Origin of the sequence: Sphingobacterium sp. 18053 (assembly GCF_902706145.1) — a bacterium.
In the GTDB taxonomy this organism is placed as follows: domain Bacteria; phylum Bacteroidota; class Bacteroidia; order Sphingobacteriales; family Sphingobacteriaceae; genus Sphingobacterium; species Sphingobacterium paramultivorum.
Map to the genome: position 1 here is coordinate 598,285 of NZ_CACSJW010000005.1, position 14,646 is coordinate 612,930.

The following is a 14,646-nucleotide window of genomic DNA, read 5'->3' on the forward strand; positions in this document are numbered from 1 at the left end:
GTTAGATAAATCTTCTTATTACTGTGTTAGCCGTAGACCCTGATCAACAATATGTAGTACCCCATCTCCGGTAAGGATATCCTGTTTCTGTAATAAGACATCATTTGTATTTCCCAAACCCCGAAGTGTTATACCGCTAAAAGAGCCCGGAGAGCTGGTATTTGGAACCAACTTAATGTCTACACTGTTACCATCTAGCATGGTTTGCTTAGACATATTTGTATTACCCGTACTCAAGATATAGTCGTACACAAAACGACGGTCATGGAGAATATGATAGCGGACTAATTTTTTCAGATCGTCTAAATTGGCCAGCTCCACATCCTGCACGGATTGAAATCCCAGCAGAGTCATTGCAGCATTATTTGGTGCAAAAACTGTATAGGCTCCCTGATTTGTTTTTTCGGATAAAATGCCGGTCCTTTTTATCGCACGAGCAAATATGCTGATACTCGCATCTGCGTTGATAGCATCCACAATCTTGTCATGTACATAAGGAGTCATAACGCGGTCGAGCACTTGAATTAGTCCATTAGATGCAGGCAAGTTTTGTGTCAATACACGTGCTCCATTCAGTGTCAGTACTGTATCAGCTCCTTTTACCCAATGTGTGGCATAGACCTTACCTCGACGTGTTTTCAATTCTTGATTGAACAGAAAAGGAAGCTTATTGAGCTCATATTTTCCATCCAGTATGTGATAATTAGCGATATTAGAAACTATCGCTGCGCGTTCAGACAACATGCTCACGACAGTTGGATAACCCGCCTTTCCAAAGGCATTGTCGGATGGAGCCAGCAAAGTATAGGGACCTTCGCCCTTTTGCAACTCCTTATCCATATTACTGACACGCAATGCAGCATTAAATACCGATAAATTAAAATTATCAGCAACAACTAAATTGACCTTATTATTATCAAAACTCGTCGCGTTTTCTTCCTTTTTACAAGCAAATAATAGATTAATCGCCAGCAAAAATAGGCTACACTTACTATAACTAAAATTATGTCGTCTCATCTTTTATTTAAGTTTAAATCCTTTTGGAAGCAGTAGGTTATCAACAACATGGATAGGTCCATTGACCGTATTGATATCTGTATCAATAATATTGATCGGTGCTTGCTCGGCTTCTTTGACCTTCATTTGGATCTGATTCGCATTTTTGGAAAAGGAAAGCGGCATTTTATAGGCATATTGAACTTGTCCTGACCCTCCCACATTCACATAGTAATCATTTAACAATACAGGATCCAGGTCATTACTATAAAAGACGGTATTATTAGATAGCGCAATGCCATATGCAGGGTCCTTAGTTGCAAACACTCTGCCCCAATTGCGATGAAAACTGAATAAAGTATCTGTCGGATATGCTCCACGTGGTTCAAAATAAATGTCGTCGTATCTTACATCTCCTCGTTTAGCATTAAAAGCTAAAATATCTGCCACGCTATTAAACCCTGCTTTTCGAAAGGCATCATCTGTTGGTGCAAAGGTGGCTGTCAGGGTAAGATTAGGTGCCTCATTGTAAGATGGCCCACTATCTACATCCCAGCCTCGTTGATAGGGAGCTCTGGCCTCTGGATAATAGCTCAAAAACTCCTCTTTACTCATACGATATCCCCATAGAGGTTCAATATCATCCAACATTTTTTTATAAAACATTTCCTCGGACAAACGTTGGGATTCCACAAAAAAAGTAAATCTTCCGTCGGCTATTAGCGCCTCCAATATGGTCATAGTCGGTTTTTCGATCACTTTTTCCAACATATAAACACCGCCATTTGTCGCAGGCTCATAGGCTAATTTTCCTTTAGACTTACCATTGACTAGCAAATCGCCATCTTTCACAGCGAGATAATGACGATAAGCATAGATATCGTAACGTCTTCCTACAGGCTCGGTATTATCATAAAAAGGTACTCGGTAATTTTTATTTTTTAACATCGAGCGAACCATGAGACTATATTTACCAAGTTTAATTTGATTAAGATCTCCTAAAAAACTGTAAAATTGAATGAAATCGGCAGCTTCCTCAGTAGTCATTTTTTGAATAGTCTCTAATGTTATTCCTACTTGCTTCAACGCATTATCGGTTGGGACCAATATGGTCACTTTTGTATTGACTCCAGCAGCCTTGATCAGTGCTACAATGTTACTTTTCTGCCAAGCCGCTAAAAAAACTTTTGCTTCACTATGCGTTGTCAATAGTTGCGTAACATCTTGTGAAGCTTCATTTTTATAAGGGACTTCCTCACCCACAAGCTCCGGCATGAACTCAGTTTTTTGGCAAGACAGCAGTACAGATACAGTAGCAGCACATAACAACAGCATATGCCAAATGGCATTTATTGATTTATTTTTCATCTTTTTCTTTTTTAATCGCTTGATCTGGGCTTACCAATCCCTGATCTAAATCATGCACCAAACCATTGCTACATAAATAGTCCATTTTAGCGCCGACAGCATACGTTACATCAGCGAGTATAATCGAATAGAAAGTATCGTTGTCCCTGAGCCTCATGTTATAACTCAGTTTCCAGGTCGGATAGGCTTCATTGGCAAAATATTCCATATAATGTACTTTGTCTTTCAAGTGGTATTTGTAATTACCATTCGAATTAATGACAGTGAAAACCTGTGAATCCGATATAAAAAAATGTTTATCGTACATGATGTAAGCACCAAATAATACTTCAACGATATAGTTTTGAGGAACGGCACTATTCAAAAATTCCATCGTAATCCCTCTCTTTTCTAGGGCTTCATTTGTTGGTGCAAATACCGTAAAAGGGCCTTTTTCAGCTAACTGATCCCATAGTCCAAATTTCTTCAGTCCAGCCACAAAAACAGTATAGTCTTTCTTATCACTGAGCCAATCCTGAATATTTTTCTCAAATTGTGGTTTCATGAGCTTGTCCAGCACATGCAATACCCCATTAGATAAAACCACGTCTTTGCGGACCGCTTTCGCTCCGCTAAAAAACAGCATATTCGTTGGAGTAACAGCCCCAGGTGATACAGAACCGATTGAGGCGTACAATTCGGAACCTTCCAGTGTTGCATACCTAAAATCCACCGAGTTGCTCGGAATATCGCTAACATAAAGACGCCTTGTGAGAATATGATAAGAAATCAGTCGCCGCAAGCTATCTTTATTCATTCGATCAAAGTCAGCTGGACGAAACACACCTATCTCATTAAAAGCGAGATCGGTTGGCACAAGAACTGTAAATGGCCCATTACCATTTAGTTCGACATTCAGACCTGTTTTCTCCAGCGCCGCATCAAATAGGCGCATTTCGTAATTGTTGTGAATAAAGTCGGCGGCCGGTCGTATATTTTCATTAGGTTGGGGCACCGTGAGATTATCATGTTTGCAGCCTTGTAGCAACAAAATAAATAAGCACGCAGAAAACCAGCCCATAGCATGAAGCAGTGAAACCTTCTGTTCTATTTTGCTATTATATTGAATCATTTCTGCTAATTTTAGTAAATAGGTGGAGCATATTTTCGTTGTATGGTAGTTAGGTAGACGCGACCATTGACAATTTCGATCGTATTGACCGTTGCGAAAGTGCGTGGATTATCCTTTCCCGAATGTACATTGACCAACAAATTTGGAAGCAGTGTTCCGTTTTCATTACTGGTCAATCCTACTTTTCCGTTCAGGAGACAATTAAGTACAGCCCAGTTGCTACCTGTATTTGTATCACTATCATAAAATGGATTCGTGACGGGATCCATTCCAAGTGTAAAAAAGTCAAATCGTTGCCAAATAGCTGTGCGGATACCGTTGGATTTACTACTCGCCCATAACGGAAAACTTGCATATGCATTCACTTCATTTGAACTTGTATTACGTTTAACGGTTGTCAAAAAACGCCCTTGGTAACCATTTACTTTCGCAGCATAATGGCTGAGCTCTTCCTGACTTTCATAAAGTGACAAAAACACATTCATTTCATCTTTGACGCCATTTTTGAAGCTTTTCAACCTATAATCATCATCTTTTAAGCTTGCATCAGCTTCCCAGAACCCTTTTGCACTCATATTGTAAAAGTTTACGTACACCAATGAATCTGATAAAGGGAGTTTATAGAAATTTTCATGTCTCAATAAGATTCCATGATCCTTCTTGATAAAATCCGTTTGCAAAAGATGGAGTGTATAAACTTCTTTGCTTTGAAGATTGATAACCGTGTCAATCAGAATGTCATTTTTCAAACGATCTTCCAATTCAAAGAAGGGTACCGTATTTTTTGGACGATACGCAAATACGACTCTTACCTCGCCTGAGGGTACCTGAGCCCAGCTACTTAAGTCAAATCCGTTTAAAATAGGGCCGACTAGGACATTTTCCTTTCCTGGATATTCGGGATTGCTTGGGTCTGTACTATTCCCGATGTGAGAAGGATATGGGGGAGCATAAGGATCTCTTTTATCCAAGAAATCACCTATAATTTCCGCTCCTGTAAATTTTCCATCAGATCCTATTTTCGGATTGATAAGCATGCAGAAATAGGGTACTTTATCATCCTTGCTACCCATAGTCTGTACGTAATTGACATTATTAAAAACACGTAGGTAAGCCGGCTCTGCGATCTGTGTATATTCAATCTTCGTACAGGATGCAAACAATAATATAAAAATGGCCAATAGCCAAATACGATTTGATATGTTTTGCTTTTTCATTATTTATTATGTTTGATAATGATCATTCGCGCTTTCTCTTTATCGGACAGCCCCGTTCCACTTTTTCCAATCAACGCCACAGTATAAATTCCTGGCTCAAATGCTGGTAGAGACCTTCCAATGTTTGTGTATAGTGATTTATTTGCTATAAACTCCGTCGATTTCAATACGTCAATATCATCAGCCCAGATACCTGGTATTACATCTGGTTTAGAACGATAAGCCATTATAGCGTAGGGATCCGTCATAACATTTACATTGGTATAAGGCATATTAATCGAAGGAATCCCAGGTTGCAGATTTACATTGCCATTGTTCCCGAAAGGCTGTCCGTTGGGCAGTGTAAAGGTGATATAAGGATTGCTTGCTGATAGATTTAAAAAGCGATTAAAGAAGAAGAATTTAAAAGCTAGTCGGCTGTATGTTCCATCGTCTTCAGCTGGTAAAGGGAGCGTACCACTCAGATCATTGGAAATGAGAAGCAACTGAGCTTTTCCATTTAGATCAGGATAGAGCCATAACGTATAATTTTGATTGCTACGCAATTCCTGCTTTATTGTAGCGAGTACGTTTCCAGTTGCATCTATAGCCTCTATATCATATTGCTTTTGGGTAAACACACTATAATCGCTTCCTTTTCCAAATCCGATACCGCTGGCAATAACCTTTCCATCGACCCGAAATCCTATCGATTGATCCTTATATGCATTTACACCTTGTATCCTCAAATAACTTTGATTAACCTGTCCTGAAATATCTGTGATAATCTGAAACGAATTTTGATAGGCCTCAGCTGTTTCGTTCATCTCATTTGAGAAATAACTAAATCGCTGCGGGGTGACTACGATCGTATAAACACCACCAGGTTGGAAATCCTGAATCGGAGCATAAGCAAAATTAGTGGACTTCGCATAATCTTTTGGAATGGTGGAAGTCGGTAGATCAATAAGCCCATACTCAAACCGCCCCGAGCCCAAAGAAGGAAGGGGTCTGCCATCTGCTAGCAATATTTTAAACTGATAGGTCCCATAGGGCAGTTCAATATAGTCTGAATTGCGACGTGCGACAGAAATATCATTCGTTTTTTGATCAACCAAAGTACCATCGGCATAAGCTAACGATATTGCACCAACGAGATTCTCCTGTGCACCGCCCATCCCATTGGAAGGGTTTTTGATCGCTCCAGCTAGGTTAACAATCCGAATCTTAAAATGGTCTGGCTTACTGGGACTGGTAATAGTCCGCGTTAATGCAACAACTTCAGGTTGACCATTCATAATTAAGGAAGGAAGCAAAAAATAATCCTTGGGTTGCTCATAACTATTGTCAACCTTGACTTTAAAATCATGGTTCAAACCAAAACCCTGATAAAAGCGAGCTGCAAACGTAAGATCTGTCTCTTCTTTCTGATCAAAAAGATCTTGTGGAACTGTCCATGTCTTTCCCAAACGTCCGTCTGTTGGGAAATATGACGTTCCAGGATATTTATGATTCCCCGGATTTAACGGATGCAACACAACAAAACTTGTCAAGCTGTCGCCATTAGCAATAACCTGATTAAAGTCAGATAGATTAACAATTCTGGTATTCGAATTTGGTCGGTTTTCAGTTACAGGACGATTGTCATTAATCACATCCAGCTTTTCTTTTTTACAAGAAACAAAGGATAAAAAACATAAAGCTGCAACACCAAAAAACCGACAACTCACACGCTTAAACATACTGATTTTCATTAGATTAAAATAAGTTATAGGTAAAACCGATCATAATTTCCGCACCGCGCTTATAACTTCTGTTGATATACTCATTTCCATACCACTTTCCTCCGGTTTGCGGATTTGCATAAACAGTTTTAATAGCAGGATTCATTATATTTTTGGCATACCCTTTAAACAAGATCCGTTTATTGAGCTTTTGGGAAAAAACAAAATCAAGGTAAGGTACTGGCTGTGTATACAGATCCGGTTCCCCTGTCAGATTAATTTGCACTAAGCGTTCCCCAACCATATTAAAGGTCATTGTGAGGTCGGTCCCTGATTTGTCGTTATCATAGTTTAACCAAGCATTAATCGAATAAGGAGCCTGCTCGAATAAAGGACTATTTTTTGGCGTATATCTATCCAGTGAACGATTTGCTTCATAACGCTCCTCAGATTTTTTAATTTCACTTTGTGCCAATAAAAGATTGGTACCCAAAAACAAGTTTTTTAAAGGATCATATAAGGTTCCTAAGTTCTTAACAACCTCAAATTCCAATCCCCATACCCTACCAGTATTACCGTCATTCTGAAATTGGATGGTTGGAAATTCCGGATAAGTAGCAGCTAACCCTTGGGTTTTTAGATTAAATACCTTAACCAATTGATTTTCTATACGCTTTCCAAAAGCCGACACAGCAATAACCTCTCCTTTAGCAGGAAACCATTCCCAACGAAAATCCGCATTTTGGGTATATTGGTTTTTCAAATTGGGATTACCAACAACTAAGCCCATTTGAAAGGCATCAAATTCAAATACATTGGTAATCTCACGCAATTCAGGTCTTGCCAGGGTCGTGTTGAAGGCCCCACGAAAATTCATGTTGTCATTCAACGTGTAGGTTGCATTGACAGAATAGAATGGTTTATATTTCGTTTTATAGACAGAATTGGGATTAATCGGATCCAGTGGAATGCGTGTACCATCTGGAGATGTTGCTGTCAGTGCAGGGTCTAAAAATACATTAGCAGTATCCACTGCCGAACCAATATTTGTCATCTCAAACCGAACTCCTCCAGCCATGCGGAATCGTTCAGCTATCTTGAGATCCAGCATACCATATAATGCATTGGTTTCAAAATAACCTTTGTAGTTATTTGGCGATTTTTGGCTATTGTATAGAAATCCACCTACTGGCATCATACCTTCACCCTGTCCCGCTTTTGGTAATACAACACCTACAATTTCATTGCTTACCAAACGGTCTAAATTGCCTTGGACGTCATATAAAGGAATGGTCTTATTGCCAGTAAAATTTGAACCTGGCAGAAACAGCTGGTTTTCTGTAAATTTACGATCCCTAAATAAATAATTGAACCCCGTTTTAAACAACTGTTTTTCACCAAATAGCCTAAAAGGAAAACTCAGATCAGCTTTTGCATTAAAATTATCTTCGTTCAAATTCCGCCATCTCCGACCATTAGGTTCAGCTTGAATAATACCATAATTTCCAAATCCGTTTACATAGCCCGATGTAAGTGCATAGAGATGTTCAGAATATACATAGTCATCAAAATGAGCCTGCTCACCTATAATGGGACGTCGATACCATCCCCCACCCCGAGGTTTGTAGTCTACAAGACTTGCAAATCTAAAATCCGGATCATTCTGTGTGGACTTTGACGTTGCAACATTATAACTCAAACGAGGCGACAACTCATTTTTCAAAAACTTATGTTCGCCCTGCAGGTTAAAGGTATTCAGATTACGGAAAGTCTGCTTAAGCGAGTGTATAGTACTTCTGACTTCGCCAGGCAAGCCCGAATACTCATAGCGCCCGTTTAAATTTGTTGCGATAGATTCTCCTCCCCAGCTTCCCAAATATTGCATACTGATCTCATGCTGCGGATTAAATCGGTAGGTGACCCCTACAAGTGTACCATAGTTTAGTGTTTCGGTTCCTGTATTTTCACGATAAGTTTGATACTTCCCCATAAAAAGACTATTCGGTGTAATATAATTAGGGATATTCCTAAAACTAAAAATATCAGGGTTACCGGTTACTACCCCTTGATAGATGCTATACTGGGTCAGTTCGCCCTGATAAATATCAGCGGTTCTTCTATAATAATTCCCTCCGACAACAAGTCCCAATTTATGCTTTCCAAAAACATCATAACTATTACCGAATGTTGCCGAGTAAAGTTGATTCATCGGCGCACGGCGGTATCGAGTTGTCATAACGGGATCAAACCCTTTCATAATCGTATTAACCCGATTTACCTCCTGGTATCCTGATGGGCTATAGTTGCTATTGGCAATCATATCCTGGATGGAACTTAATCCATTGGGATATTGCGTTGCAAGATTTAGAAAATCCGAGGAAAGGTCTTTTTTATTGATTCGTGTTCCCAATAATCCCATCTCACTGTTCCAAAAGCTGTTGTAATTTCCTCCCAAACCAATGTTCGAATTGAGCCCGGTTTGAGCGATAAGCTCAAATGTCATTTTCTCAGGTACAGATTTCGTTTTGAGCTCAACGATACCCGAAGCAGCATCGGCAGGTTTATCTGGTGTTACTGTTTTATAAACGGTAATATTATCCAATAAGGAAGCCGGAACAAGATCCAATGGGATGGCGCTACGGTCAGGATCAGAAGAAGCCAATCTTACGCCATTCAACTGACCGATCACAGATCGATCACCTAGCCCTCTTATCGCAACATATTTATCATCAGTCACCGTAACACCAGTAACACGCTGTAATGCCTGTGTAGTCGTGATACTGGCCGTACGCTCAATCAATTCAGCCGAAATAGCATCCTGTACAATAGAAGCGCGTTTACGTTCTTCCAGCACGGCTGTTTCAGTGTTCATTTTACGCCTTGCCTGGACGGTGACCTCTTCCAATGCTGTAGCAAGAGGGCTCAACCCAATGACAAGGTTTTCCTTCACATCATTAATTTCAATTTCCTTGGTCTGATAGCCTAGATAGGAAAGAACGAGAACAGTAGGGATTTTAGAAATCGATAACGAAAAATTTCCATTTGCATCAGAATTCGTTCCTCCAGATGTCCCTTTAACACGGATTGAAACACTGGCCAATGTCCTTTTTGTCTGTTGATCAATGACTCGACCAGCCAAGCGCTGCTGCAATACATCAGCGGGCTTTTCCAGCGCAGTCCGAAGCGCCGTAACAACAACCAGTTTATTTTTCACAACATAACCGAACGGTTGTCCTGCAAAACATATATTCAATGCTTCTTCAACAGTTGCATTGTTTAGATTGACATTAACGGGTTTTGCTCGATTAAAGAGCCCATTATCGTAAAAAAAATCATAACCGCTCTGCTGCCTTATTTCTTTTAATATAGCTGGGATATGACTATTTTGTTTGTTAAGTGTAATACGTTGACCGTAAGTAAACGCACTGACTTTCATCAACAAACAAGTTAAAAATACCATGGTGATTTTCATAACACGCATGCATTGATAAAAACTCATATATTTGTTGTTGTTAATATTATTTGATGATCATTGAATCGCAACATGATCGATAAGCTTAACACATTGACCAAAGGTGTTACCAGCACCTTTGGTTGTTTTTATCCGGCTTATCGTAAAAATTAGATAGGTCAATCTATCACAATAAGCCTCCTTCCATTTAGCGTTAATTTTACTTTTCCTGTTGTTTGCAACATATCAATAATGGTAGATAGCGGTTGAGAACGCGACACCATACCATCAAATTTCAACTTTTCAAGTCGTTCCGGACATGCTACATCCACGTTGTACCACCTTGAAACTTTACGCAGCAGACTTACCAACTCCTCTCCTTTAAAAACAAAGTCTCCATTTATCCAAGCTACTTCCTGAGAAATATCGATATTTTCTACATGCAGGGCTTCACTTAACAAGGCCCGCTGTCCTGGTTTTAAGAGCACCGATTCATTCCTTTTTTTCGAATTAACGCGGACACTTCCCTCCAATAAAGTTGTTGTTGTATAAGGTTCGTCATCATATGCGTTGACATTGAAATGCGTACCAAGAACTTCTATTTTTTGATTTGCTGTCTCCACGTAAAAAGGAATTCGTTTTCCCCCTCCCATTCCCGTCTCAATTTTTGCAATTTCAAAGTAAACCTCTCCGGTCATATGCACATGCCGTTCGTTTTCACTAAATTTCAAAGGATATGTCAGGGTTGAATTTGCATTGAGGAAAGCTTTCGATCCATCTGGCAATATAATTTGATATTGATTTCCCCTATTCGTCGCAATTTTATTCATTGCTGTACTGGCGATCCGTTCCTTTTCAACAGCCTTATACACCAATTCACCATCGTTGTTCTTTTGTATTTCTACCCCGCCCTGAAGTGCAACAACACTTCCATTCTTTATATCAGCTAAGGAAACAACGGAGCCATCTTTTAGTGTCAATAAGGCATCATCCTTTCCCGGAACACCGATATGCTGTACGTTTTTTGGCTGTTCTTCAGCAAGCTGTTGTTTAAATAGAAACAGTGAGATAGCGCCAACGACGACTAAGAGTGCCGCAATTTTTAACCAGACAGCCATGCCAATTTCTGTAAAGCTGTGCTGGTTAGCGCGCTTTTTTATTTGAGACTGCAAACGCTCATAGTTTGTTTGAACGGATAGTTCGCCCGCATAATGTCCCATTGCCACAATGGTTTCCTGCAACTCCGTTATGGACGCTTTATGTTCAGGATATTTTTGTAACCATTTTTCCCATTTTTCGATATCTTCTTTATTTGTTCCCTTACAATAGTTCACAAAAGATTCGTCCAATAATAACGCTTGCAAATTAAGTTCGTTCATACTACTCTAATCGTAATTTATACAATAGAGTGGGCAGGGTCATTTTTTCACTACTCGTTTTTAAGAAAAAATCAACAAAAATGAAGAAAGTAGCCCTACGGCAACTTTAAGAAAGATTTCTTGTTCACTAGAAAGATTATTTTTTATTTTTTCTAGAGATTTATAAATGGTATTATAGATCGTATGGATCGAAACCTGATTGGCATCAGCGATTTCCTGATAAGAAAGATCCAAAAAAAATCGTTGGTAAATCACCAGTCGTTGTTTTTTCCCTAATTGCTCCATATGCTCCTCAACCAACTGTGTGACGGTATTTGTTGTTACCGCACGGATATGTTGTTCTTCAACAGAGTGATGGATTGACGGATCATGGATTTCTTCTACAAAATCCAAATCTGTCAGCTGTAGTGATTCCTTGCGGAAAAGTTTTTGAAAGAAAACCGTAATAATGTAATTATGATGATTACGTATCTGACAATTGCTGGACTTTTTCTCCCATAGATGTAGAAACACATCATTCACGCTATCCTGAACACGCTGTACCGACATTTTCTTTTTTAGCCCCAAATAAGAAAGATAGTGGTAATAATGTTTATATAACGTATAAAATGATTCTTCACACTCCTCTTTCACAAATTGGTCCCAAACATTTCTTAGATCTTTTCCGGTTAGTGCAAACATGATATCTTGGTAACAATGACTTTATACAAAAAAAGGAAAGTCTTATTAACAAGAGATTAACCAAAGATGAAGAATAGGAAAATTGTATGTAAATTGGACTTAGAAAACCAATACCAATTCTTCCTATAGCTGTAACGTGTAAATAAAGGCAAAGGGCAGGAAAAAACTAATCATTGGAAAATTTTAACACAAAATGGAAAGACGTATATTTCTTGCAGATAGACTTCGCGAAGTTTTTTTGAATGGACGTTGGATTGCCAATACCAACTATCAGGAACAATTATTGGATACGACCTGGGAACAGGCCATATTCAAAATAAGTAATCTGAATTCTATTGCTGCCCTAACCTATCATATCAATTATTACCTCGAGGGATTACTTATGGCATTTGAGCATGGAAAATTGGAAATCAGCGATAAATACAGCTTTGATATCCCGCCTATCCGATCCAAAGCCGATTGGAATGCGCTAGTAGATCGATTCCTAAAAAACGCAGCAACATTTGCCGACGGCATTGCCCAATTTGAAGAAAACCTATTCGATCAGCCATTTATTGATAAAAAGTATGGATCTTACCTCAGAAATATCGAAGGTGTAATCGAACATAGCTATTATCACCTTGGTCAGATTTCACTGATCAAAAAGTTAATTCTTCAATCGGAATAAATTGTTATTTCGCTAATGCAGTGAGTTCCTGTTTCACTTTCTCTCGGTATTCCAAACCCCAACTGACCAGAGATTCGGTGACGGGGAACACACTTTTACCATAGTCCGTAATTTTATAAAATACTTTTATGGGGTCTTCACTTGGCGGGCGGGCGACTAACAAGTTTAATTCAAGGTCTCGAAGTTCTTTCGTCAACACTTTTGCAGAAATTCCCTGAATCTCCCGTTCCATTTTTTTGAAATAGATTTCCTGCGACTCCCGATTAGCCAAATAACGCAATATCATCAATTTCCATTTTCCGCCCAAAATATCCAGCGCGTCACGCATAGCGCGCAATTCTTCTGTACAACTCGCCTCCCGCATTTGATTTCCGTCCAAAACTTGTCCCATATTGATTTCTAACAACTAGTTACCACTTGTTAACTACCAACAAATATATAGCAAACGAAAGGTAGATTTGTCATAACAACTATATAAGATGTAAAATCTATGGATGCAGTGTAAATTATTTTCAATTTGATTTTTCATCCCTTAAAATAGATAGAGTTATGAACGCCGTTATATTAAATAAAGACAATCAATTGATAAATGCCAACGTTGACCTTCCTCCATTGAAGCCCAACGAGGTGAAAATTAAAATAATAGCTTCCGCAATCAATCCCATAGACTACCAAATGCGTGAAAATGAATTTGAACGACGTTATTTATATTCACCGATACTTGGTAGAGAAGGGGCAGGAATTATTACAGATAAAGGTTCAGAAGTAAGTGAATATGCAATTGGATATGAAGTGTTTTTTGCCTGTGGTAGCATGGGCAGCAACGGGACCTATGCAGCATACATTCAGTTACCAGCTGGCCTCATTGCCCCTAAGCCAAAAAATATTTCTTTTGAGCAAGCAGCAGCACTTCCTACCGCTGGCATCACCGCATTACAGGTTTTCGACAGAGCAACAATTAATCCGCAAGACCATATTTTCCTAACCGGCGCGTCCGGGGGTGTAGGGCTTTTTGTATTAAAATTACTCCTGGCTAACGGCATTAAAAATATTGTGGCAACTGCAGGAAGTATGAACAGTATTGAAAAATTACACCAACTAGGACTGCAAAAAGACAGCATCATCAATTATCGAAAAGAGAATTTAACGGAAATAATCAAGCGTAGAAGTAATCAGCAGGGTATTGATGTCGCTATCGATGCGGTGGGTCAGCATCTCTCGGAAGTTGCCGCCGCAGTATTAAAGCCCTATGGAACTTATATCGACATCACACATTTTACGACCGCGGCAGCAAGAGACCAACTATTTAGTTCGGCCGCACAGATCATCAATATATCCAACTTCATCCACGCGCAAAGACTAAATTATACCTATTTCAAAAATGGGCTGGATCGGATCAGACACAATATTGAGCAAGAAATTATTCAATCCGCCCCTATTTATCTTATTGGTAAACTGAACCCCGAAACAATAGAAAAAGGGCATCTAATGTTGAAAAACAACCAGACTCAAGGCAATAAATTAATTATACAAAATCAATGAGAACTATACCTAGACGAATCGTGACAGGCATACGTGCCGGCAAATCCTTTATCGAAGCGGATGCATTGGTCGATAATGTATCGGAGCACTATCCCAATCTCGTTATTTCCGATATCTGGCAAACCAGTCAAATGCCGGCCAAGTTTGAGAAAGAGCATCCCATAGAAAACACTGCTATACCCCAAGTCATCAAAAATGGCACGTACTTCCGCTATGTACAGATCCCCCCCGATCGGGAACTTGGCATAGAAACAGCGATTGGCACCCCTCATCCCCTTATGCATCAGACAGCAAGTTTAGATTACATCGTTATTCTTTCAGGGGAGATTTACCTGATTACAGACACAGAAGAAACGCTTTTACAGGCCGGCGATATTGTGATTCAGCGTGGCACGAATCATGCTTGGAGCAATCGCTCCGATCATATGTGCCTGCAATTGGCGATTCTAATCGATGCGAATTAAAAATCCACCTATTGCTCAATCGGCAACTAAACATTGCGTCGATTGAATCACATCGAATTTATTTTGC

At 39.4% G+C, this 14,646-nt stretch carries 12 protein-coding genes; 3 read left to right on the forward strand and 9 right to left on the reverse strand.

Annotation, left to right across the window (positions count from 1 at the left end; genetic code table 11):
- Nucleotides 1-18: 18 nt before the first annotated feature.
- From GVK91_RS14995 to GVK91_RS15030, 8 genes are all read right to left on the reverse strand, one after another.
- Nucleotides 19-1,017, reverse strand: coding sequence for a fasciclin domain-containing protein (locus tag GVK91_RS14995; RefSeq protein ID WP_159729782.1), 999 nt, complete (start codon nucleotides 1,015-1,017; stop codon nucleotides 19-21).
- A 3-nt stretch (nucleotides 1,018-1,020) separates the two neighbouring features.
- Nucleotides 1,021-2,364 carry a fasciclin domain-containing protein gene (locus GVK91_RS15000; RefSeq protein WP_159729784.1) on the reverse strand — a complete coding sequence of 448 codons (1,344 nt, stop codon included), beginning with the start codon at nucleotides 2,362-2,364 and terminating at the stop codon, nucleotides 1,021-1,023.
- On the reverse strand, nucleotides 2,354-3,475 hold the full coding sequence (locus GVK91_RS27505) for a fasciclin domain-containing protein (protein ID WP_159729786.1): 1,122 nt from the start codon (nucleotides 3,473-3,475) through the stop codon (nucleotides 2,354-2,356). Before GVK91_RS27505 ends, GVK91_RS15000 begins: the two co-directional genes overlap by 11 nt.
- Nucleotides 3,476-3,486: 11 nt before the next feature.
- Nucleotides 3,487-4,692 carry a hypothetical protein gene (locus tag GVK91_RS15010; RefSeq protein ID WP_159729788.1) on the reverse strand — a complete coding sequence of 402 codons (1,206 nt, stop codon included), beginning with the start codon at nucleotides 4,690-4,692 and terminating at the stop codon, nucleotides 3,487-3,489.
- Nucleotides 4,692-6,425, reverse strand: coding sequence for a DUF4397 domain-containing protein (locus GVK91_RS15015; protein WP_159729790.1), 1,734 nt, complete (start codon nucleotides 6,423-6,425; stop codon nucleotides 4,692-4,694). The genes GVK91_RS15010 and GVK91_RS15015 overlap by 1 nt, the downstream gene beginning before the upstream one ends.
- A gap of 4 nt (nucleotides 6,426-6,429) precedes the next feature.
- Complete coding sequence (locus GVK91_RS15020) at nucleotides 6,430-9,831, reverse strand: TonB-dependent receptor (RefSeq protein WP_235032936.1); 3,402 nt, start codon at nucleotides 9,829-9,831, stop codon at nucleotides 6,430-6,432.
- Nucleotides 9,832-10,025: 194 nt separating this feature from the next.
- Entirely contained in the window at nucleotides 10,026-11,225 is a 1,200-nt protein-coding gene (locus tag GVK91_RS15025) for a FecR family protein (protein ID WP_159729792.1), read from the reverse strand.
- A 60-nt stretch (nucleotides 11,226-11,285) separates the two neighbouring features.
- Entirely contained in the window at nucleotides 11,286-11,906 is a 621-nt protein-coding gene (locus GVK91_RS15030) for an RNA polymerase sigma factor (protein WP_159729794.1), read from the reverse strand.
- A gap of 193 nt (nucleotides 11,907-12,099) precedes the next feature.
- On the opposite strand from GVK91_RS15030, the gene GVK91_RS15035 reads away from it, so the two are divergent.
- Nucleotides 12,100-12,573, forward strand: coding sequence for a DinB family protein (locus GVK91_RS15035; protein WP_145327692.1), 474 nt, complete (start codon nucleotides 12,100-12,102; stop codon nucleotides 12,571-12,573).
- 4 nt (nucleotides 12,574-12,577) lie between these two features.
- Here GVK91_RS15035 and GVK91_RS15040 read toward each other — a convergent pair whose 3' ends face one another.
- Nucleotides 12,578-12,964 (reverse strand): helix-turn-helix domain-containing protein, encoded by a 387-nt coding sequence (locus GVK91_RS15040; protein WP_153848620.1) that lies wholly within the window; start codon nucleotides 12,962-12,964, stop codon nucleotides 12,578-12,580.
- Between the two features lie 158 nt (nucleotides 12,965-13,122).
- Here GVK91_RS15040 and GVK91_RS15045 point away from each other — a divergent pair, with 158 nt between their 5' ends.
- Nucleotides 13,123-14,115 carry an NADP-dependent oxidoreductase gene (locus GVK91_RS15045; protein ID WP_159729796.1) on the forward strand — a complete coding sequence of 331 codons (993 nt, stop codon included), beginning with the start codon at nucleotides 13,123-13,125 and terminating at the stop codon, nucleotides 14,113-14,115.
- Nucleotides 14,112-14,579 (forward strand): cupin domain-containing protein, encoded by a 468-nt coding sequence (locus GVK91_RS15050; protein ID WP_153848618.1) that lies wholly within the window; start codon nucleotides 14,112-14,114, stop codon nucleotides 14,577-14,579. Before GVK91_RS15045 ends, GVK91_RS15050 begins: the two co-directional genes overlap by 4 nt.
- Nucleotides 14,580-14,646 lie beyond the last annotated feature (67 nt).

Coding starts and splice junctions, on each gene's coding strand:
- GVK91_RS14995 (WP_159729782.1), bottom strand. CDS start 1,017: ATGAGACGACATAATTTTAGTTATAGTAAGTGTAGCCTATTTTTGCTG.
- GVK91_RS15000 (WP_159729784.1), bottom strand. CDS start 2,364: ATGAAAAATAAATCAATAAATGCCATTTGGCATATGCTGTTGTTATGT.
- GVK91_RS27505 (WP_159729786.1), bottom strand. CDS start 3,475: ATGATTCAATATAATAGCAAAATAGAACAGAAGGTTTCACTGCTTCAT.
- GVK91_RS15010 (WP_159729788.1), bottom strand. CDS start 4,692: ATGAAAAAGCAAAACATATCAAATCGTATTTGGCTATTGGCCATTTTT.
- GVK91_RS15015 (WP_159729790.1), bottom strand. CDS start 6,425: ATGAAAATCAGTATGTTTAAGCGTGTGAGTTGTCGGTTTTTTGGTGTT.
- GVK91_RS15020 (WP_235032936.1), bottom strand. CDS start 9,831: ATGAAAGTCAGTGCGTTTACTTACGGTCAACGTATTACACTTAACAAA.
- GVK91_RS15025 (WP_159729792.1), bottom strand. CDS start 11,225: ATGAACGAACTTAATTTGCAAGCGTTATTATTGGACGAATCTTTTGTG.
- GVK91_RS15030 (WP_159729794.1), bottom strand. CDS start 11,906: ATGTTTGCACTAACCGGAAAAGATCTAAGAAATGTTTGGGACCAATTT.
- GVK91_RS15035 (WP_145327692.1), top strand. CDS start 12,100: ATGGAAAGACGTATATTTCTTGCAGATAGACTTCGCGAAGTTTTTTTG.
- GVK91_RS15040 (WP_153848620.1), bottom strand. CDS start 12,964: ATGGGACAAGTTTTGGACGGAAATCAAATGCGGGAGGCGAGTTGTACA.
- GVK91_RS15045 (WP_159729796.1), top strand. CDS start 13,123: ATGAACGCCGTTATATTAAATAAAGACAATCAATTGATAAATGCCAAC.
- GVK91_RS15050 (WP_153848618.1), top strand. CDS start 14,112: ATGAGAACTATACCTAGACGAATCGTGACAGGCATACGTGCCGGCAAA.